Consider the following 19042-nt stretch of genomic DNA (forward strand, 5'->3'; position numbering starts at 1 on the left):
CGATGAGGATCGCGTTCGCCGGTGTCGCTCACTCCCACGCCTTCGCGGACGCGGCGAACCTCCGAGCACGCGGTGCGATGCTCATCGGCGTGTGGGACGAGGACGATCCAGCACAGCGCGATGCCTTCGCAGGGCGCCTGGCCGTGTCCGTCGTGCCGCGACTCCACGATCTTCTCTCGGCGGGAGCGGATGCGGTCGTCGCGACCGTGCGCACCTCCAGGGCGGCTTTGGTCGCCGCCGCGTGCCGCGACGCGGGTGTCCCCGCGTTCTTCAACAAGACGGTGGCGGCCGATGCGGCCGGTGTCGCCGCCTGGGAGGCGGTGGGGCATCCTCGGCTCTTCACCTCCTCCGTTCTGCGCTTCGCCCCGGCGCTCCGGGCGTTCGCCGCGGAGGTCGCAGGCGTCCCGCTGCGTGGGCTCGACGTGCTGGTGCAGCACGACATCGCCGGGTTCCTGGCGCCGGGGCGCTCGTGGCAGGACGATCCGGCCGGAGCCGGCGGGACGCTCGTCAATGTCGGTGTGCACGCGTGGGAGATGGTCGATGTCCTCCTGCCCGGAGTCGGAGCCGAGATCCTGTCGGCGTCGCGCACGCGGGGGGATGCCGGCACGGCATCCGAGGTTTTCGGCGTCGTCCATGCCCGGATAGGAGAGCTGGCCCTTACGGTGACGGTCTCCGGCGTCCGAGGCCCCGATCGCTACGCGGCCAGGGCCTGGACGGACGACGGCATCCGTGAGCTCGTCCTGGCCGATGACGCGGAGGCGCTCGGCTACGGCGGCGCAGCGGATGCCGTGGCGGTGCTCGCACGAGGCGGTTTGCCGCCCGTCGAACCCGCACGGACCCTCGCGGTCTATCGCAACGCCGTCGGCGCCGCAGCGGCCGCGCGCTCTCGAACCCTGGGGAAACCATGCGGGCGTTGCCCGCACCCGACCGCGGCTCAGCCGCAGGAAAGCGAGGACACATGACGGACATGCTGCAGGACGCCTCCAAGACGGGTGAGGGGCGCACCAGGCGGATGGTGCTGGCGGGCTTCGGCGCTGCAGCGCTGGGCGGGATCGCGGCCGTGGGCGTCGCGAACCCGGCCCAGGCCGCGCAGCCGCAGATGGTCCCTGCCTCGCGCGACGCCGGGTCTATCGGGACCGTGGCGGAGCTGGCGAAGGAGAGCGCGAAGGCGAACGACCTCATCGCCGTCGCCGGATACGCCGCGGCCGGTGACGGTGGCGGAGGGCTGTTCCGCTTCATCGCGAAGCACAAGCCGGACGTGAACGGCGGCACGGTCGTCGCAGGCAGGAAGGGCGTCTGGGCGCGCGTGCACACCGGGACGCTCGACTTCCGCGCTTTCGGGGTCTTCGGGCCTGAGGTCTCGGCGGACGACGCTCTCGACGCGATGGTGGCCGATGCCGGCATCCGCCGCATCGAGGCGCACACCGATCTCAACTTCGTCCGCAGGCACGTCTTCGACCGATCGAACATCGTCTTCGACTTCGGCAACCACCTCATGACGACCGAGGGCATCGAGGACGCCGGGGCCGACGATCCCTTCGCCGCGGTGATGTGCTTCCGCGGCACAGTCACCGGAGACGTGCACGAGGCGACCCTCGGCGAGGTCGTCCCGGATCTCGCGGACGTCTTCCCGGTCCGTGACTCCTCGTTCTTCTCGGTCGGCGCCTGGTATGCGGCCGAGGTCAGCGCGCTCTCGGGTCGGTGGGAACGCGAGCTGCAGCGTCTGGTCCAGGTCACGCAGATCGTCGACGGCAGCCACATCAGGGTGAACTACCAGAACGGCTGGCCGCTGGCGAAGGAGCGCTCGATCACGTGGCGGCGGGTGGAGCCGGTGCAGGACATCCGGGTGTCGAACCTGCGCTTCCGTGGCAAGGGCACCGATCAGTACACCGGCTCGCATCCCCTGGCGTTCGAGTATGCGGTGCGCTGCGACGTCGATCACATCGACGGGAGGGCGACGTTCTGGCCGCTCATCATGCGTCGCTGGAACACGCACTTCACGACGGAGTCCTGCAGCCTGGCCAACCCCACGTCGGTCACCTACGGCGGCGCGGGCTACCTGACCCAGCAGATCTACTGCCTGTACGGGTATGTCGCGAACTCGCACACCTCGAACGCACGGCACCTCAACGATTGGACGGCCAGTTCCTACTGCCTCGTCGAGAACTGCCACGGCGACGGGGATGATCAGGGTCCCTTCGTCACGCACGGCCAGTACGAGCACGACCTCACGTACGTCGGCAACTCCGGTCTCATGACCTTCGCCAACTCCGGTGCGGCATGGGGGTCCGCTGCCAAGCGCATCACGGTGCGCCAGCACGTCTGCTCGTGGTTCGTCGCCAGGGTGAAGATCACCGACCTGACCCTCGAGGACGTCAAGGTCATCGGCAAGCCGTCGCTCGAAGGCTCGGGGATGCTGTGGATCAACGCCGACGGCGCGCAGCTGCGCGGATGCTCCGCGACGGACACGCTGGTCATCACGCAGGCCTCCGACGCCTCGAAGCGGCCGACCGTGATCGAGGCCTCCGAGTTCACCTTCGTCGCCGCGGGTGATCTCACCGACGCGACGGTGACGAAGCCGGTGACTTTCGTGGACACGACTTTGTCCGGAGTCAACGGCATGAGGATCGGCGGCGCAGGAGGCGTCGTCTTCCGCGGTGGACGGCTCGTCGGTGGCGGACGGGATGCCGCGTTCGGCTCCTCCGCTGCCCGGCTGCGCTTCGACGGGGCCGAGCTGTCAGACGTGCGGGTGGCTGCGGCATCGGGGACGGCCGTCGAGATCGTCGGCGGCTCGGTCGTCGACACCGCGAAGGGTGCGGCCGTGTCGCGCACGGGGGACGGGGAGCTCTCGGTGCTCCTCGCCGACAGCACCTTCACGGGCAAGGGCGCGCACGTCTCGCTGACGAACGGCGCGAACCACTACCGCGCGGTTGGATGCCGTTTCGATGGCGGGTCGATCGAGCTCGCGGCCGGTGCGTTCGGCTCGGACTCGACGCTGCTGCACTCCGCGAACGTCGAGACCTCTGTGTCGCGTACGGTCCCCGACGAGGCGGCCAACGTGGTGCTCGCGGGGAACGTGGTCGTCTGAGCCCGACGACTCGGTGTCAGCCCGACGGGGGTCGATGAGGTGCGCTGCCGCACCTCATCGACCCCCGTCGGCGATGGGTGGACCGGCGGGCTGGATCCGGGCCACGGCGGTACTGACGTGCTCGGCGATCACCTGCTTCGCGCGTTCCGGGTCGCCGCTGCTGATCGCGTCGAGGATCTGCTGGTGGCTCTGGACATGCTGCTCCTGCTCCGCGGGATCGAGAGCCGCGTTGGCGGCGTGCAGGAAGCCTGCGATCCGCCCGCGAAGCTGCGCGCTCAGCTCGTTCAGGACCCGATGCTCCGCCAACTCGGCCAGGGTCTCATGGAAGAGCCGATCCTGTCTCAGCACCTCCGCGATGTCTCCGGTCCTCGCTCGGGACATCGCGGTGATGATCAGGCCGAGCCGCTGGGCCGCCTCATCGTTCCAGCGTTCCTGCACGCGGATCGCCATGAACTGCTCGAGGACGATTCGCAGGCTGGAGATCTCCTCGAGGTCGCGCGCGGTGAGTTCTGCGACGCGTGCGCCCCTGCGCGGTTCGCGGACGACCAGCCCTTCCTCCGTCAGCCGCGTCAGTGCCTCTCGGACGGGAATGTGGCTCACCCCGAGCTGTCCGGCGATCTTGCGTTCCACCAATCGGTCGCCGGGGGCGAGCTCGCCGGAGTGGATGGCCGTTCGCAACTCGCTGGTGACTTGCTCGGCGATGTTCTGATCCGAGACGCTGCGCATCATCCCCTCCTCGTGGCGGCGCTCGCCGACCTCGTTGACCGATGCTATGGCAGATTCGCCGGCGATGAGGGAACTTGTCGGCGCAGAGGCGTAATGAGAACGTAACCGGCGGTGCCTCAACGACACTGGACATGCCATGAGTTTTGCTACATGCTATAGCGAAGTACTCACCCGAAGCATCACACCCATTGAGGAGCCCTCATGTCGCGTCGCCGTGTCTGGCTGGGAGGAGCAGCATTGCTCACCTCAGTCCTCCTGGTCGCAGGATGCAGCGCAAGTCCCGCCACTTCCGGCGACGAAGCTCAGGAGGGCGGCACGCTCACTGTCGCCGCTGCCCAGGGCGTCCCGCAGCTCAACCCGGCGATCCGCACGTTCGCCTGGGAGGAGACGCTCTTCCCGCTTCTGTGGAACGGTTTGACGAAGACCGACGAATCCGGCGAGATCGTCGGAGACCTCGCGGAGAGCTGGGAGGCGTCGGACGATCAGATGACCTGGACATTCACGTTGCGCGGAGGGGTCACCTTCTCCAATGGAGACCCGTTCGCGGCCGAGGACGTCGTCGCCACCTTCGACTACTACCTGGACGACGCGACCGCCACGCAGGAGAAGAACAAGATCTCCATGATCACCGAAGTGACGGCAGCGGACGACGACACGGTGGTCATCACCCTCGGGGAGCCCGTGGCCACGCTGCCGGCCGGAATCGTCTGGGTGAAGATGCTCGACGTCGGCTCGTTGGACACGATCGACAAGGAGCCGATCGGTACGGGACCCTATGTGGTCGAGTCCTTCACCCCGGACGACAGCCTCACCCTGGTGCCGAACGAGTCGTACTTCGGGGATGCTCCGGCCCTCGACGAGATCAGGATCGTCAAGGCGGCCGAGTCGACGGCGGCTGTGACAGGACTCCGGTCCGGGGACATCGACGTGCTCTGGTCGGTCCCGCAGGGCGATGTTGGGCAGCTGGAGGGGAGTGGGGACATCGCGCTCGTCCGGCCGGACAATCCCAGCCAGTGGCCGTCGTGGGAGGTCGACACAACCTCTCCGCCGTTCGACGACGTGCGGGCTCGACAGGCACTCGCCTATTCGATCGATCGCGACGCGATTCTCGAGGCGGCCTACTACGGCCAGGGCACCTCGTCACCGGCCAATAATCCGCTCGGTGAGGTCAACCCCTGGTATGGCGGCGATCTGACCGACTACTCCTACGACCTCGACAAGGCCAAGGAGCTGTTCGCCGAGGCCGGAGTGACCCAGGGCAGCACGCTGACCTGGTGGGGCGTCGCCGGTCAGTACCCGGAGTGGAACACCAGCGGCGAGATCCTCCAGGCCAGCCTGAAGGAGATCGGGATCGATCTCGTGATCGACAACAACGACGTCGGAACCTGGGTCGACTCGTTCTATCCGGCAGGGAAGTCGTTCCCCGGATACATCGTTCCGAACTTCCAGTCCACGCCGCCGGAGCCCGCGTACTCGCTGAACTTCTATCTCGAGGGACGCTGCGAGTGCAACTGGTCCAACCCGGACTTCCAGCAGGCCTTCAGCGATGCGATCGCCGAGCCGGACGAGACCGCGCGCGCCGAGAAATGGGCGGAGGCGCAGACGATCATCAATCGGGAGGTGCCGCTGATCGTACCGCTGCAGTCGACCGTCGTGACGGCGACGAGCTCGAAGGTCGATGGGGTCTGGGTCGAGGGCGGCGGGCAACTGCACCTGGAGCAGGCCCGGCTGAAGGGCTGACGTGACCAGATACGTCCTCAAACGGGTGGCGATGAGCGTCGCGATGCTCATCGCCACCTCGCTCCTCGTGTTCGTGATCCTGCGACTCCTGCCAGGCGATCCCGTCATCACTCGTCTCGGGTCGACCCCGGGCGTCGATGAGGCCATGCTGCAGCGCCTGAGGGAGGAGGCCGGCCTCGACGCCCCCGTCATCGAGCAGTACCTTCGCTGGGTCGGCGGTGTGGTGACCGGGGACTTCGGCCAGTCGTACTTCAATCAGTACTCGGTCACGGAGCTGATCGCCCAGCGTCTGCCCGCGACTCTGGAGCTCACGCTCATCGGCATCCTGCTCGCCATCCTGATCGCGACGCCCGCCGCCGTGATCGCCTCGCTCCGCCCGCTCGGCATCGTCGACCGGATCCTCACGGCGATCTCGACCGCCGGGATGGCGCTGCCGCAGTTCCTCATCGGCATCCTGCTGATCGTGGTGTTCGCCGTGCAGCTTCAGATCCTGCCGGCGCGAGGATTCACGCCCTTCCAGGAGGATCCGGGGGAGAATCTGCTGCGGATGCTGCTGCCGGGACTCACTCTCGCCTTCGCCGCCGCACCGCTGCTCATGCGCTTCCTGAGGGCCTCGATGATCGAAGTGCTCGACGCACCGTATATCCGGACCGCACGCGGCAAAGGGCAATCCGCGTTCGGCGTCGTCGTCGGGCACGGGCTGCGCAACGCCCTCATCCCGAGTCTGACCATGCTGGGGCTCATCGTCGGCTACACGCTCGGCGGTGTGGTGATCGTCGAGTACGTCTTCGGGGTCCCCGGACTCGGATCGCTGGCGATCGACGCGGTCTTCAAGCGCGACTATGCGGTGCTGCAGTCGGTCGTCCTGCTGATCTCCGCCCTGTTCATCCTGACCACGCTGATCGTGGATCTGCTGTACGGGGTCCTCGATCCGCGTCTGCGGATGAGGGGTTCCCGTGGCTGAGCGCGCCGTCACCGCCGTCCGTCTCAAGCGGATCCACATCACGATGAGACCCGCGACGTGGATCCCGGTCTGCATCCTCGGGATCATCGTGATCGCCTGTGCTCTCGCCCCGGTGATCTCGCCGTTCGACCCGGCGGCACAGTCGTCCGATCGATTCGCCGGCGTCTCGGTCGTCCACCTATTCGGCACGGACGAGCTCGGCCGCGATCTCTTCAGCCGCGTGCTGTACGGCGGTCAGCTGACCGTGTTCATCGCAGGAGGCGCGACGCTCATCGCGATGATCCTCGGAATCGCCTGGGGAATGACCGCCGCGTTCGTCCGCGGATTCACCGACGAGCTGCTGATGCGTCTCGCCGACACGGTCATGGCCATCCCGCAGATCCTGTTCGCGCTCGTGTTCATCTCGGCGTTCGGCGCCGATCCTGTCAAGCTCGCGCTCATCATCGGCGTTCTCCTGACCCCGACGACGGCCCGCCTCGTGCGCTCCTCGGTGCTGAGCGAACTGCAGGAGGACTACTTCACCGCCGCCGTGGCGTTCGGCTCCCGCAGAGGTCGGCTGATCTTCGCGGAGGTACTGCCCAATGCGCGAGGGCCGATCGTCGTCCAGGCCGCGATCAATGCGGCCAACGCGATCCTGCTCGAGGCGTCGATGAGCTTCGTCGGTCTCGGCATCGCACCGCCGGAGGCCACCTGGGGCACGCTCGTTCAGCAGGGATATCAACGGATGTACCAGTCGGTCGGCTACGTCGTGTTCCCCGCGCTGTTCATCCTCGTCACGATCTGGCTGCTCAACGTCCTCGCCGATCAGCTCGGCGGATCCGATCCGAAGGGAGGACGTCGATGAGCGGATCGACGGAGGCGCCTGTTCTCGAGGTGCGTGACCTCACCGTGGGCTACGGCGAGACGACTCCGGTGAAGGGGGTCTCCTTCACCGTGCGTCCCGGCGAGCGCATCGGTCTGGTCGGCGAGTCGGGATCCGGCAAGTCGCTCACGGCGCTGTCGATCATGCGGCTCAGCGACCCGGCGCGCCTCGGCGGCGAGGTCCGACTCGGAGATCGTGATCTCCTGCGGCTGACAAACCGTCAGATGACGCGAGTTCGCGGCGGAGAGATCGCGATGGTCTATCAGGACCCGATGAGCTCGCTCAACCCCGTGCGGACGATCGGGCAGCAGCTCATCGAGGCGATCAGGCTCCACGAGCCGATGTCGAAGACCAGAGCGAGTGAGCGGGCGATCGAACTGCTCTCCGAGGTCGGCGTCCCGCTGGCTGCGGAGCGCCTAGCCCAGTATCCGCACGAGTTCTCCGGAGGCATGCGGCAGCGGGTGATGATCGCGATGGCGATGTCGTCGCGTCCTCGGGTGCTGATCGCGGATGAGCCGACGACGGCACTCGATGTCACGACGCAGTCCAGGGTCATCGATCTGCTGGACCGCCTCGCCGAGGAGCATGGGACGGCCGTGATCCTCATCACGCATGACCTCGGCGTCGCGGCCGGGTTCTGCGAACGCATCCACGTCATGCGCCACGGGCGGATCGTCGAGGAGGGCCCGGTCGAGCGGATCTACTCTGCGCCGGAGCATCCGTACACACGGGCGCTGCTGGGTGCCGTCGTCGACCTCACGATCGATGTCGACCGTCCGATCCGCACCGCGGCCGAAGTGCTGGAGCGAGGGACGGATGCAGTCGCAGGACCCGTCTCCGCTGCCGAGCCGCTGCCGGGGTCCGGTGAGGTGCTCGTCGATGTCTCGGGGCTCAGCAAGCGGTTCACCCTTGGCTCTGGCAGGGTGGTGACCGCTGTCGACGACGTGAGCTTCCAGATTCGTCGCGGAGAGACCTTCGGCCTGGTCGGCGAGTCCGGGTCCGGGAAATCGACGGTCTCCAAGGCGGTTCTCGCTCTCGACGGCATCGATGCGGGCACGGTGGACTTCGACGGCAACCGTCCGCATGAGATGGCGGCGGAGCCGTTGCGTAAGCTGCGCCGTCGGATGCAGATGGTCTTCCAGGATCCGTTCTCGGCGCTCAACCGGCGCCAGACGGTCGCACAGATCATCGAGGCCCCATTGCTCGCGCATGGCATCGGCACGAAGGCGTCCAGGTCCGCGAAGGTGCGTGAGGCGTTGCACCGGGTACGGCTGGACGAGGGGTTCATCGACCGTCTGCCGCGCTCGATGTCCGGTGGCCAATGCCAGCGCGTCTCGATCGCCAGATCGCTCGTGCTGGAGCCGGAGTTCATGGTGCTCGACGAATCGGTGTCGGCACTGGACGTCTCGATCCAGGCGCAGGTGCTCAATCTGTTGCGTGAACTGCAGCAGGCGCTCGGACTGACCTATCTCTTCATCAGTCACGATCTCTCGGTGGTCCGGTACATGGCGACGACGATCGCGGTGATGCAGAGCGGGCGGATCGTGGAGATGGGGCATCGGGACGAGCTCTTCTCCGATCCGCAGCACGAGTACACGCGAAGCCTCATGGCGGCGATCCCGGTCGCCGACCCTGCGACCGAGCGGCGTCGGAGATCCGAGGCGGCCGCGCTGTGGGCGCGCGAGGAGGTGAACGTCGCGAGTGGGCACCCTTCGGCCACCCGCCGTGAGCGACGGCGCGCCGCGGCGCGGGGATGATCATGATGGGATGCAGAGACCGCAGGAGAGGACGAACACCGTGACAACATCCCGCACCACGGTCGGCGACCGCATCCGGGTGCCGCGAAGTGCGCTGCAGGTCGGCGTGGCGCGGCGTGACATCACGCCGCCGACCGGCATCAGGGCGAAGAACTGGGGGCCGGCCGACTGGGAGCGCTCCGAGGGCGTCCATCGTCCCTTCACCCTGACGGCGCTCGCGCTCATCGGGGAGGACGGGCGAGCGCGCGTGCTCCTCGCCGTGGACGGCACCTGGTGGCGACGCGTCGCAGACGAACGGGAGGTCCGAGAGGCGATCCTCGCCGGGCTCGAGGTCGATGCCGACCAGGTCATGCTCTCGCTCTCACACACCCATGCGGGCGCGGTCCTCTGTGCCGCGGACGCGCACCTGGCCGGCGGTGAGCTCATCCCGGGATACCTGGCGAGCCTCGCCGACGCCGGGATCGCGGCTGGCCGGGAGGCGCTCCATGCCGCGGCGGACGGGCTCATCGAGTGGACGTCCGGCCGTTGCACGCTCGCAGCCGACCGCGAGCTCGACCTCGACGGCCGCGCCCTGGTGGGGTTCAACCCGCAGGGTGAAGCGGACGACACCGTCCTGATCGGGCGGGTGTCCGACGCGTCGGGAGCCGTCATCGCCACCCTGGTGAACTACGCATGCCACCCCACGACCCTCGCCTGGCAGCACCGCGAGGTTTCACCCGACTACGTCGGGGCGATGCGCGAGATCGTCGAGGCGGCGACGGGTGCGCCGTGCCTCTTCGTGCAGGGCGCATCCGGCGAGCTCGCTCCTCGCGAGCAGTACACCGGTGACGTGACGATCGCCGATCGGCACGGGCGCTCGCTCGGACACGCCGTCCTCGCCGCACTCGATGCGCTCCCTGCGCCGGGGATGGAGGTGGAGCTCACCGGCGTCGTCGAATCCGGTGCCCCGCTCGCGATCTGGGCGGCGAGGACGGCAAGCGGCGGCGCTCTGATCGATGGCGTCACGGCGAGCGTCGAGCTGCCGCTGCGCGATCTCCCCACGATCGAGCAGCTGGCCGACGAGTGGCGCGACATCGATCCGCGCTCGCGTGAGGAGCGTCTCGGTCGCGCGCACAACCTTCGCGAGGACTACATCGACGGCCAGACGGTCCGGCATCCGGTCTGGGCGTGGCGGCTCGGCGACGCGATCGTGCTCGGGCACCCCGGCGAGGCATACTCGCGGCTCCAGCGGACGCTGCGCACCCGCTTCCCGGAGACGCCGATCGTCGTCATGAACCTCACCAATGGGCCGGGGTTCGTCTATCTGCCCACTCGCGAGGCCTACGAGCGGGGTGCCTATCAGGCCTGGCAGACGCCTCTGGCCCCCGGAGCGCTCGAACTGCTCGAAGCGCATGCGGTCGCGCTCGTCGCCGCACTTCTCGACCCTGAACACCGCACGCAAGAACCGAAGGATTCGCAATGACCACCATCTCCGCACCTCTCGCCGTCATCACCGGAGGCGCTGCCGGCATCGGATGGGAGATCGGACGCCGGCTCGTCGCGGACGGTCACCGCGTCGTCGCGGCCGATCGCGTGCCGGGGCTCACCGCCGGCGAGAATCCCGCCGGCATCCTCTGGCGGGAGCTCGACGTGACCGATCCGCTCGCCGTCGACCGCGTGTTCACGGAGGTGGAGGACGAGCTCGGCCCCATCGACGTGCTCGTGAACAACGCCGGCATCCAGCGTCACCGCGGCATCGAGGACCTCACCTGGGACGAGTGGTCCGCGGTCGTGGACGTGAACCTGCACGGCGTCTTCCTCTGCCTCCAGGCAGCCGGGCGGCGGATGCTGGCGCGGGGAGCGGGCCGCATCGTGAACATCTCCTCGGTCTCCTCGCGCGGATCGGCCGGCCGGGCGCCCTACGCGACGACGAAGGCGGCGGTGATCGGTCTCACCGCGACTGCTGGAGCGGAGTGGGCGGCCAGAGGTGTCCGGGTGAACGCGGTCGCCCCCGGCTACGTGGACACCGGGGTGTTCCGGCAGGGCATCGAGCAGGGCACTCTCGATCTGGACACGATCCTGAACCGCATCCCCGCTCGCCGGCTCGCCGACGCGAGCGAGATCGGTGCGGCGGTGAGCTTCCTCGTCGGCGAGGAAGCGGGCTACATGAACGGTCAGACGCTGTACGTCGACGGCGGGTTCATGGTCGACTACGGCATCCCGCTCGCGAAGAAGCCGGAATGAGCGTGATCTCCTCCGTCGGCACGGCGACTGCCGTCCTCCCCCTGCCCGCGCCGCTCCGGCTGGGCGCCATGACCGTCGTCCGCCGCGAGTACAGCGCCGTGCAGGTGCGCGACGACGAGGACGTGACCGGCCGTGCCTACTGCCTGTCGCGGGAGGCGCCGATGGCCGAGCTCGTCGAGCGCCTCGTCGCCCCCCATGCGCTCGGCGCGGATCCCGACGATCCGGCTGCGGCCTGGGACCGGATGCTGCGCGGCAGCGCCATCGTCGGCAGGGTCGGCCTCGTGCGCCGCGCCATCGGCCTCGTCGACATCGCCCTGTGGGACATCGCGGCGCGGCGCGCAGAGCTCCCCCTCTGGCGGATGCTCGGAGCGGGGGACGCCCCTCGTCCCTCGATGCTCGTCGCCGCCTATCCGACGCCGGACCGCCCGCCACGGGAGGTGGCCGACGAGGTCCTCGCGCAGGCGGACGGCTGGACGAACGTCAAGATCTCCCGCCTGCCGGATCCGGTGTACATGCGCGAGCTCCTCGGGCTGCTGAATGCGGAGCTTCCCGCGGAGACCGGCCTCGTCGTCGACGTCGGCTTCGGCTGGCGGAGCCCCGACGAGGCGATCGCCGAGATCGCGCAGTGGGGTGATCCGCGACTCGCATGGCTGGAGGATCCGCTGCTCCCAGAGGATGTGGCGGGGTGCGCCCGCATCCGTCGCGAGTCCGGGCTGGCGCTCTCCGTCGGCGACGAGGTGACCGATCCAGCCGTGCTCCGTGCGCTCGTCGAGCGCGAGGCCGTCGACGTGCTCCGCCTCGACGTCGTCGCGGTGGGCGGAGTCACCCCCGCCAGGGAGCTCATCGCCTGGGCGGCCGAACACGGCGTGCCGGTCTCGGGCCATGTGTATCCCGAGGTCACGGCGCATCTCGGCATCGGAGTCGAGACCTTCGCACGAGGAGGCAACCCCTATGACCCCTCGCCGACGCTCGTGACGGGTGGTCCGCGCTTCGAGGGGATGGTACGTCCGCCGGCGGAACCCGGGCTCGGCTTCGGATTCACGCCGTCCGTCTTCGATTTCGAGGGAGCGATGTCATGAACGCAGCGAGAAGCGTCGTCGTCACCGGCAGCGGAAAGGGCATCGGCCGCGCGATCGCCCAACGACTGACCGCGGACGGGTGGAGCGTCGTCGGCGTCGAGCGCTCGCCTGGGTCGGGAACGGTCGAGGAAGGCGTCTGCGCCGAGGTCGTCCTGGGCGATACCGCGCAGCGCGGCACGCACGACCGGGCGGCGGCAGCGGCGATCGCCCTCGCGCCGCTGGCGGGCTGGGTCAACAACGCCGGCATCACGAAGCGCACGCCGCTGCACGAGCTCGACGAGGATCTCGTTCGAGAGATCGTCGGGATCAACGGGTTCGGGTACCTGTGGGGGAGCTCGGCGGCCGTCACCGCGTTCATCGACCAGGGCGTCGCCGGCTCGATCGTGAACGTGGGATCGATCCACGGTCGCGCCAGCTTCATCGACCATGCCGCTTACGAGTTCACCAAGGGCGGCATCGACGCTCTGACGCGCAGCGTCGCCGTGACCTACGGCGGTCTCGGCATCCGCGCGAACGCGGTCGCGCCCGGCGGGGTGATGACACCGCATCTGCAGGCTCAGATCGCGAGCGATCCCGACCCGGAGGCGGCGGAGCGGGCCCTTGCCGAAGGGCCGCCCATGGGGCGCATCGCCAGGGCCGAGGAGGTCGCAGCGGTCGCGGCGTTCCTGCTCTCGGAGGAGGCGCCGTACCTCAGCGGCCAGTCGATCGCCGTCGACGGCGCGTGGACGGCCTCGTTCGGCGATATCGCGCTCGATCCGGCGCTGCGCGCCCGCTTCGGACGCCCTTCTCCCCGTTGAGCGAGGAGCGCATCCCGTCTCAGGCCTTGAGCATCGACGCTCGTGAGATGAGCCCGTCGATGACGTCGAAGGTCGCGATCGTCTCGGTCGTGACGCCGGCGTTGATCACCTGCTCATGAGCCACCACCCAGCGGGCTCCGAAGAGCACCTGTGCATCGATCTCGCACGACAGCTCAGGGTTCGCCAGACGCGGCTCGTAGAAGGCGCGGATGGCGGCTCGGCCGGAGACGGGGTCTGCGGCGACGCCGGTGATCACGGCATCCTCCGCGTAGGTGGCGACGAAGGCGTCGAGATCGTGGGCGTTGAACGCGTCGAGCTGCGCCTGCACGGTCTGTGATGCGGTGCGGTGCTCAGTCAATGCGAACCCCTCCGTTGACGTCGTAGGTGGCTCCGGTGATGAAGCGGGCGCGATCGGAGGCCAGGGCGGCGATGATCCAGGCGACGTCCGCCGGCTGGCCGAAGTCGCCGAGAGGGATGGACGAGGCCAGCCTCGCGCGATTCTCGCCCTGCAGCTGATCGGTGATCGCGCTGGCGACGGGGCCGGGGGTGACGGCGTTCACGCGGATGCCCTCGGGGGCGAGGTGCCGCGCGAAGCTGCGGGTGAGCGCGAGGATCGCGCCCTTGCTGGCTGCGTAGTGCATCCCCGTCTGCAGGGCGCCCACCTGGCCGGCGATGGAGGAGAGGTTCACGACCGAGCGGTCGCCATCCGCGGCGCGCAGCAGGGGCAGGGATGCTCTCGTGAGCAGGAACGTTCCCCTGGCGTTGGTCTCCATGACGGCGTCCCACTCGTCGATGTCGATCTCGTCGTACGGCGTGTAGGGGCAGACGCCGCCGTTGTTCACGAGGACGTGCAGCGATTCCCAGCGCACGGCGATGTCGGCGACGAGCGCGTCGACGGATGCCGGGTCGCGGAGGTCGAGGCGGGAGACGACCACCTCTGGCGACCCGGCCGCGCGGCACTGCTCCGCCACCTGGGCGGCCTCCGCCGCACGTCCCGTGTAGGTGATCCAGAGCGAGTTCCCCTCGGCGGCGAGCTCCAGGGCAGCGGCGGTGCCGATACCCGAGCTCGCGCCGGTGACGAGTGCGCGGCGAGTGGTCATGGGTTGATGCTATAGCAAATTCGGCAGAAGTGAGAGTGTTGATGCTATTTGCTATAGCATCATGAACATGACCTCTCCGCTCATCGTCGTCAGCGACTGCGACCTGCCTGGCACCGTCATCGAGGACACTCTGCGCTCTACCGGCCTGCGTGCCGTGCGCGCGGCATCCGGATCGCTCGACGACATCGTCGCCGCCGGCGTCGACGCCCGCGGTCTGGTCGTGCAGTGGGCGCCGATCACGGGCGAGATCATGGATCGACTGCCGTCGCTCGAGATCATCAGCAGGGTGGGCATCGGATACGACATGGTCGATGTGGATGCCGCGACCGCGCGCGGCATCGCCGTCGCCAACACTCCCAGCTACTGCATAGAAGAGGTCGCGGCGCACACGATCGCGATGATCATGGCGCAGGGGCGGGGACTTCCCGCCTATGACCGCGCCGTCCGCGCAGGGGAATGGCGGGCCGTGGCTGCGCGTCCTCTGGCCGTGCGTCCTTCGAAGACCACGGTCGGAGTCGTCGGGTTCGGCAGGATCGGCTCCCTCGTCGCTCGTGGATGCCGCGCATTGGGATTCCGCGTCGTCGTGGCCGACCCCTATGCCCCGACCGAAGCCGTGCGCTCGGCGGGCTGCGAGCCCGCCGAGATCTCGGACGCGATCGCGCAGGCCGACATCCTCACCCTGCACGTGCCCCTCACCGACGCGACCAGGCACCTGATCGACGAGGACGCTCTCGCGACCATGAAGAACGGCGCCGTGGTGGTCAACACCTGTCGCGGGCCGCTCATCGACGAGGAGGCGCTCGCCGCATCGCTGCGCTCTGGTCACCTCGGCGCGGCGGCACTGGACGTCTTCGACGGTGAGCCGCTCGCCGCCGGTTCGCCGTTGCGGGCGCTCGAACAGGTGCTGCTCACCCCGCACGCTGCCTGGTTCTCGCCGGAGGCGCTGGAGGATCTGCCTGTCCACGCCGCCGAGAACATCATCCGTCACCTTGCCGGTGAGAGCGTCCCGATCGTGAATCCCGCCTATCAGGACGTCAGCTGAACATGAAGGAGCAGCCATGGAACTCATGAGACTCGGTGCGCTCGGCCATGAGCGCCCCTATGTCCGCGACGATGCGGGGGTCGTCCGCGACCTCTCGTCGCTCACCACGGACATCGATGGCGACTTCCTCGCGAAGGACGGCATCGCCCGTGTTCGCCGGGAGCTGGCCGCGCGGACTCTCTCGGTGGCCGATACCGATGGACTCCGGATCGGAGCGCCTGTCGCGCGCCCACAGGCGGTCGTGTGCGTCGGGATGAACTACGCGGCCCATGCGGCCGAGTCGGGGGCGCTGCCGCCCGAGCAGCCGGTGATCTTCTTCAAGCATCCGAACACCGTCGTCGGACCGGATGACGATGTGCTCCTGCCGCCCGGCGCCGAGAAGTCCGACTGGGAGGTCGAGCTCGCCGTGGTGATCGGCCGCCGCGCGCGCTACCTCGCCTCGCCCGAGGAGGCGCGCGCGGCGATCGCCGGATACGCCGTGTCCAACGACGTCTCGGAACGGGCCTTCCAGCTCGAGGTCTCCGGGGGCCAGTGGTCGAAGGGGAAGTGCGCGGAGACCTTCAATCCCCTCGGGCCTGTTCTCGTGCCGGCCGACGAGGTGGATCCGCAGCGACTCCGCCTGCGCTCCTGGGTGAACGGCGAGGCGCGGCAGGACTCGTCCACCGCCGACATGGTGTTCGGCGTCCTGGAGCTGGTCCATCAGCTGAGTCAGTACATGGTGCTGGAGCCGGGGGACGTCGTCAACACCGGGACCCCGGAGGGGGTGGCGCTGTCCGGACGCTTCCCATACCTCGCGGAGGGCGACGAACTGCGCCTCGGGATCGAGGGACTCGGCATGCAACGGCAGCGGGTGCGCCGCGCAGTCGTCTGAGACGGCGGGTTCTGGAGAGGGCCGGTGCGCGGCGATCGACGGATGCGGTGATGGTTCACGGACGAATCGGACGGATCCTCCCGTGAACCGTCACCTCGTCCGTGTTCCGGACGAGCGCGGCGCCCGCAGGAGCACGGCAGGAGCGATTCAGCCGGCGAAGGGCACGACGGAGAGTCCGGCGACACCCGCCTGCACCGCGTAGACGGAGCCGGCCGGTGTGCCGTGATCCTTCGGCAGGTTCTCGGCGGAGGTCGTGATGAAGAGCGTGGTGAGGCCCACCCCGCCGAAGGTGCAGGCCGTCACCTGTGGAACGGGTAGCTCGACGCGCTCGCGCAGAGCGCCGTCGTCGTCGTAGCCGTGCACCGCACCGCCGGCCCAGAGCGCCACCCAGACGCTGCCGTCCGCGGCGACGGTCAGACCGTCGGGGACGCCCAGCCCTGCCGCGAGCTCGGCGAACGGACGTCGGTCGAGCAGGTCGCCCTCGTGGACGTCGAAACGGTCGATTCGGCGCGTGTCCGAGTCGACGTAGTAGGCGGTGGTGCCGTCCGGCGAGAACCCGATGCCGTTGGACACCGTGACGTCTTCGAGGATCGTCCGCGCCGCGCCGCCGGCATCGATCCGCAGCACGCGACCGGCAGCACCGGCATCCGGCCCTGCCATCGACCCGGCCAGCAGTCTGCCCTGCGGATCGACCGTTCCGTCATTGAAGCGCGCATCGCCGAGATCGAAGGAACGCACCCCGTGGGCGGATCCGTCCGGCTCGTCCGCGAGATACAGGGTTCGCGCGCCGAAGGCGACGAAGCCGCCGGATGCCCGGGGGCGGACGAACGCCGCGTACTCGTCGTCGAGGTGCAGACGGTGGATGCCTTCGTCTCGCAGTGTCAGCAGATCGCCGGCGTGGCCGTCGACCCAGCGGAGCCCGCCCCAGCCGGGCCACCAGACCGGACCCTCGGCATGGACGCTGACGGGACCGGTGACGTTCTCCGCCCTCACCTGCGGTCGTCCTCGGTGCGTCGCGAGAGTGGTTCGGGACCCGCCGAGGGGACGTCGTCGGATGCGGTCGGATCTGCGTCGCCGGCGTCGATCTCGCGCGCCACCTTCTTCTCGAGCACCTCGACCGCGGCATCCGAGAGCAGGATGAGCCCGTCGAGCTCTTCACGCACCCGTTTGTAGGCGACGTTGCGCTCGGCCTGCGTGGCCGACTCGTCCACCGCGACCTTGAGCAGCTTCTGCGCGCGGTCGAGCTTCTTGCGCTCCGCCTCGCTGAAGGTGGAATCGCGCAGCCGGCGGGCGTCGCGCTCGGCGACCTCGAAGGCGACGGCGTAGTCGCCGACGGCATCCAGGTATTCCGAGACCTCGCGTTCGGTGACCTTGGCATCGGCGGATGCCGGACGCAGCGTGTCGGCGATCTTCTTCGCGCGGAGGAAGGCGGCGGTCAGGGGCTGGCGGCCATCGCTCATCGCGGGGAAGGCGATGAGCTTCGCCACGTCGAGCTCGTAGTCCAGCCACCGCGCAGTGATCTCGTCGTGCTCGGCGAGCAGCCGCTCGAGAAGCTGATTCGGGGCGATCGACGGTGCGGATGCGACCTCCACGGGCTTCGTCGGCGCCTTCTGGCCGCGGGCAGCGATCTGGGCGGCCTTGATCTCGCCCTTGACGCGGATGGTCTCCAGCTTCCGCTGGTGGCGGCGCTTGGCGGCGCGCTCCGAGGAGGCGTAGAGCGCACGGGCTCCGCCGATGAGGACTCCGCCGAGGGGGAAGACGATCCACCACATCGGGCCGAGCCAGTTCCAGAACGCCTCCATGATGCTCTCAGCCTAATCGTCCGGCGGGTCGGCGCCCCGGGATTCTTCGCGGCGTTCGGTGGAGGCCACGGCCGACAGTCGCCGGCCCCCCTTCAGCGTCCGAGGCGTCCCGCGCAGTCGACGCAGTGCTCGGCGAAGGGGCGGGCCTCCAGGCGGGCGGCGGGGATGCGGCGCCCGCACTCCGCGCAGACGCCATAGGCGCCGGCATCCCAGCGGATCAGGGCATCCTCGACCTGGCGCAGCTCGGCCTGCGCGGCATCGGCGATCCCGGTCAGACGCGACCACTCCGAGGACAGCGTGACCCCTTCCGGATCGTGCTCGTCGTCGTCGTTCGAGCTCTCGCGGTCGTGCGTCAGCGCGGCGAGTGCCGTGATCGCGGACTCGACCCGGCCGAGGGCGTCGTGACGCAGGCTCTCCAGGCGCTCGCGGGCATCAGAGCTCATCGGGTGCCACCCTGCGCAGCGTCGTCTTCGCGAACGCCGTGCGCAGGGTGTCGGAGGTGGCGATGTCGCCGATGCCGATCATGAGCACGGAGAACACGATCTGCTCGGCCACCATCCAGAACGGATACAGCCCGGGGATCGCCGCGATCACGAGCGTCACCGTCGGGAAGATGCGGGAGAAGAGCCGCAGTCTCGTGTATGCCCAATACCAGCCCTCCGCGGCTCGGATGGCGAAATAGCCGAGGCCGACGGTGAGTCCGAGCACGACCAGTCCGCGCATCCAGACCGCGAGGTTGTCCGGCGTCCCGTTCAGCAGATGGGCGAGAGCGATGAGGACGGCTGTCAGGCCGATCAGGATCTCGGCGACGAGGATCCATCCGACCGCGCGGAGCCGGCGTCGCACGGCCGGCGCGTTCATCAGGTCCTCCGGTGCGCGGAGATCGCGCTGGCGGCGTCCGGCCGCGATGCGATCGACGCGGCGGAGGACCGCGGGGATGCCGGTCAGGACACTCGTCATGCTTCGATTCTGCCTGGTCCGGGCGATCGGT

General features: G+C 68.9%; 19 protein-coding genes. 12 read left to right on the top strand and 7 right to left on the bottom strand.

Going from position 1 to position 19042, the window contains the following annotated elements; translation table 11 throughout:
• Nucleotides 1-2: 2 nt before the first annotated feature.
• Both ACYVGQ_RS05715 and ACYVGQ_RS05720 read left to right on the top strand, forming a co-directional pair.
• Nucleotides 3-962 carry a Gfo/Idh/MocA family oxidoreductase gene (locus tag ACYVGQ_RS05715; RefSeq protein WP_460783585.1) on the top strand — a complete coding sequence of 320 codons (960 nt, stop codon included), beginning with the start codon at nt 3-5 and terminating at the stop codon, nt 960-962.
• On the top strand, nt 959-3088 hold the full coding sequence (locus ACYVGQ_RS05720; protein WP_460783586.1) for a peptidase C14: 2130 nt from the start codon (nt 959-961) through the stop codon (nt 3086-3088). The genes ACYVGQ_RS05715 and ACYVGQ_RS05720 overlap by 4 nt, the downstream gene beginning before the upstream one ends.
• Nucleotides 3089-3142: 54 nt before the next feature.
• Here the strand turns inward: ACYVGQ_RS05720 and ACYVGQ_RS05725 are convergent, their stop codons facing one another.
• The gene (locus ACYVGQ_RS05725) at nt 3143-3817 is read right to left on the bottom strand and encodes a GntR family transcriptional regulator (protein ID WP_460783587.1); all 675 of its coding nucleotides are present in this window, start codon (nt 3815-3817) and stop codon (nt 3143-3145) included.
• A 234-nt stretch (nt 3818-4051) separates the two neighbouring features.
• On the opposite strand from ACYVGQ_RS05725, the gene ACYVGQ_RS05730 reads away from it, so the two are divergent.
• Genes ACYVGQ_RS05730 through ACYVGQ_RS05765 form a run of 8 tightly spaced genes read left to right on the top strand, consistent with a single transcriptional unit; the run spans nt 4052 to nt 13236 of the window.
• Nucleotides 4052-5554 (top strand): ABC transporter substrate-binding protein, encoded by a 1503-nt coding sequence (locus ACYVGQ_RS05730; protein WP_460783588.1) that lies wholly within the window; start codon nt 4052-4054, stop codon nt 5552-5554.
• Between the two features lies 1 nt (nt 5555).
• Nucleotides 5556-6518 (top strand): ABC transporter permease, encoded by a 963-nt coding sequence (locus tag ACYVGQ_RS05735; protein ID WP_460783589.1) that lies wholly within the window; start codon nt 5556-5558, stop codon nt 6516-6518.
• Nucleotides 6511-7362 (top strand): ABC transporter permease, encoded by an 852-nt coding sequence (locus ACYVGQ_RS05740; protein WP_460783590.1) that lies wholly within the window; start codon nt 6511-6513, stop codon nt 7360-7362. Before ACYVGQ_RS05735 ends, ACYVGQ_RS05740 begins: the two co-directional genes overlap by 8 nt.
• On the top strand, nt 7359-9137 hold the full coding sequence (locus ACYVGQ_RS05745; RefSeq protein ID WP_460783591.1) for an ABC transporter ATP-binding protein: 1779 nt from the start codon (nt 7359-7361) through the stop codon (nt 9135-9137). The genes ACYVGQ_RS05740 and ACYVGQ_RS05745 overlap by 4 nt, the downstream gene beginning before the upstream one ends.
• Before the next feature lie 40 nt (nt 9138-9177).
• Nucleotides 9178-10599, top strand: a complete 1422-nt coding sequence (locus ACYVGQ_RS05750; RefSeq protein WP_460783592.1) for a hypothetical protein — start codon at nt 9178-9180, stop codon at nt 10597-10599.
• Nucleotides 10596-11360, top strand: coding sequence for an SDR family NAD(P)-dependent oxidoreductase (locus ACYVGQ_RS05755; protein ID WP_460783593.1), 765 nt, complete (start codon nt 10596-10598; stop codon nt 11358-11360). The genes ACYVGQ_RS05750 and ACYVGQ_RS05755 overlap by 4 nt, the downstream gene beginning before the upstream one ends.
• The gene (locus ACYVGQ_RS05760; protein ID WP_460783594.1) at nt 11357-12439 is read left to right on the top strand and encodes an enolase C-terminal domain-like protein; all 1083 of its coding nucleotides are present in this window, start codon (nt 11357-11359) and stop codon (nt 12437-12439) included. The genes ACYVGQ_RS05755 and ACYVGQ_RS05760 overlap by 4 nt, the downstream gene beginning before the upstream one ends.
• Nucleotides 12436-13236, top strand: coding sequence for an SDR family NAD(P)-dependent oxidoreductase (locus ACYVGQ_RS05765; RefSeq protein ID WP_460783595.1), 801 nt, complete (start codon nt 12436-12438; stop codon nt 13234-13236). The genes ACYVGQ_RS05760 and ACYVGQ_RS05765 overlap by 4 nt, the downstream gene beginning before the upstream one ends.
• Before the next feature lie 19 nt (nt 13237-13255).
• On the opposite strand, the gene ACYVGQ_RS05770 is transcribed toward ACYVGQ_RS05765, so the two are convergent.
• A complete protein-coding gene (locus ACYVGQ_RS05770) occupies nt 13256-13594 on the bottom strand; it encodes a nuclear transport factor 2 family protein (RefSeq protein WP_460783596.1) in 339 nt (112 codons plus the stop codon).
• Nucleotides 13587-14336 carry an SDR family NAD(P)-dependent oxidoreductase gene (locus tag ACYVGQ_RS05775; protein ID WP_460783597.1) on the bottom strand — a complete coding sequence of 250 codons (750 nt, stop codon included), beginning with the start codon at nt 14334-14336 and terminating at the stop codon, nt 13587-13589. The genes ACYVGQ_RS05770 and ACYVGQ_RS05775 overlap by 8 nt, the downstream gene beginning before the upstream one ends.
• Before the next feature lie 67 nt (nt 14337-14403).
• On the opposite strand from ACYVGQ_RS05775, the gene ACYVGQ_RS05780 reads away from it, so the two are divergent.
• Together ACYVGQ_RS05780 and ACYVGQ_RS05785 are read left to right on the top strand one after the other, a co-directional pair.
• Nucleotides 14404-15378, top strand: coding sequence for a C-terminal binding protein (locus ACYVGQ_RS05780; protein ID WP_460783598.1), 975 nt, complete (start codon nt 14404-14406; stop codon nt 15376-15378).
• Between the two features lie 16 nt (nt 15379-15394).
• Nucleotides 15395-16249, top strand: a complete 855-nt coding sequence (locus ACYVGQ_RS05785; protein ID WP_460783599.1) for a fumarylacetoacetate hydrolase family protein — start codon at nt 15395-15397, stop codon at nt 16247-16249.
• A 147-nt stretch (nt 16250-16396) separates the two neighbouring features.
• Here the strand turns inward: ACYVGQ_RS05785 and ACYVGQ_RS05790 are convergent, their stop codons facing one another.
• The 4 genes from ACYVGQ_RS05790 to ACYVGQ_RS05805 all read right to left on the bottom strand — a co-directional run bounded on the left by ACYVGQ_RS05790 (nt 16397) and on the right by ACYVGQ_RS05805 (nt 19011).
• Nucleotides 16397-17242 (bottom strand): SMP-30/gluconolactonase/LRE family protein, encoded by an 846-nt coding sequence (locus ACYVGQ_RS05790; RefSeq protein ID WP_460783600.1) that lies wholly within the window; start codon nt 17240-17242, stop codon nt 16397-16399.
• Nucleotides 17239-18051, bottom strand: a complete 813-nt coding sequence (locus ACYVGQ_RS05795) for a hypothetical protein (protein WP_460783601.1) — start codon at nt 18049-18051, stop codon at nt 17239-17241. The genes ACYVGQ_RS05790 and ACYVGQ_RS05795 overlap by 4 nt, the downstream gene beginning before the upstream one ends.
• Nucleotides 18052-18143: 92 nt before the next feature.
• The gene (locus tag ACYVGQ_RS05800; protein WP_460783602.1) at nt 18144-18494 is read right to left on the bottom strand and encodes a TraR/DksA family transcriptional regulator; all 351 of its coding nucleotides are present in this window, start codon (nt 18492-18494) and stop codon (nt 18144-18146) included.
• On the bottom strand, nt 18484-19011 hold the full coding sequence (locus ACYVGQ_RS05805; RefSeq protein ID WP_460783603.1) for a hypothetical protein: 528 nt from the start codon (nt 19009-19011) through the stop codon (nt 18484-18486). The genes ACYVGQ_RS05800 and ACYVGQ_RS05805 overlap by 11 nt, the downstream gene beginning before the upstream one ends.
• Between the last annotated feature and the right edge of the window lie 31 nt (nt 19012-19042).

It is taken from the genome of Microbacterium tumbae (assembly GCF_054780175.1).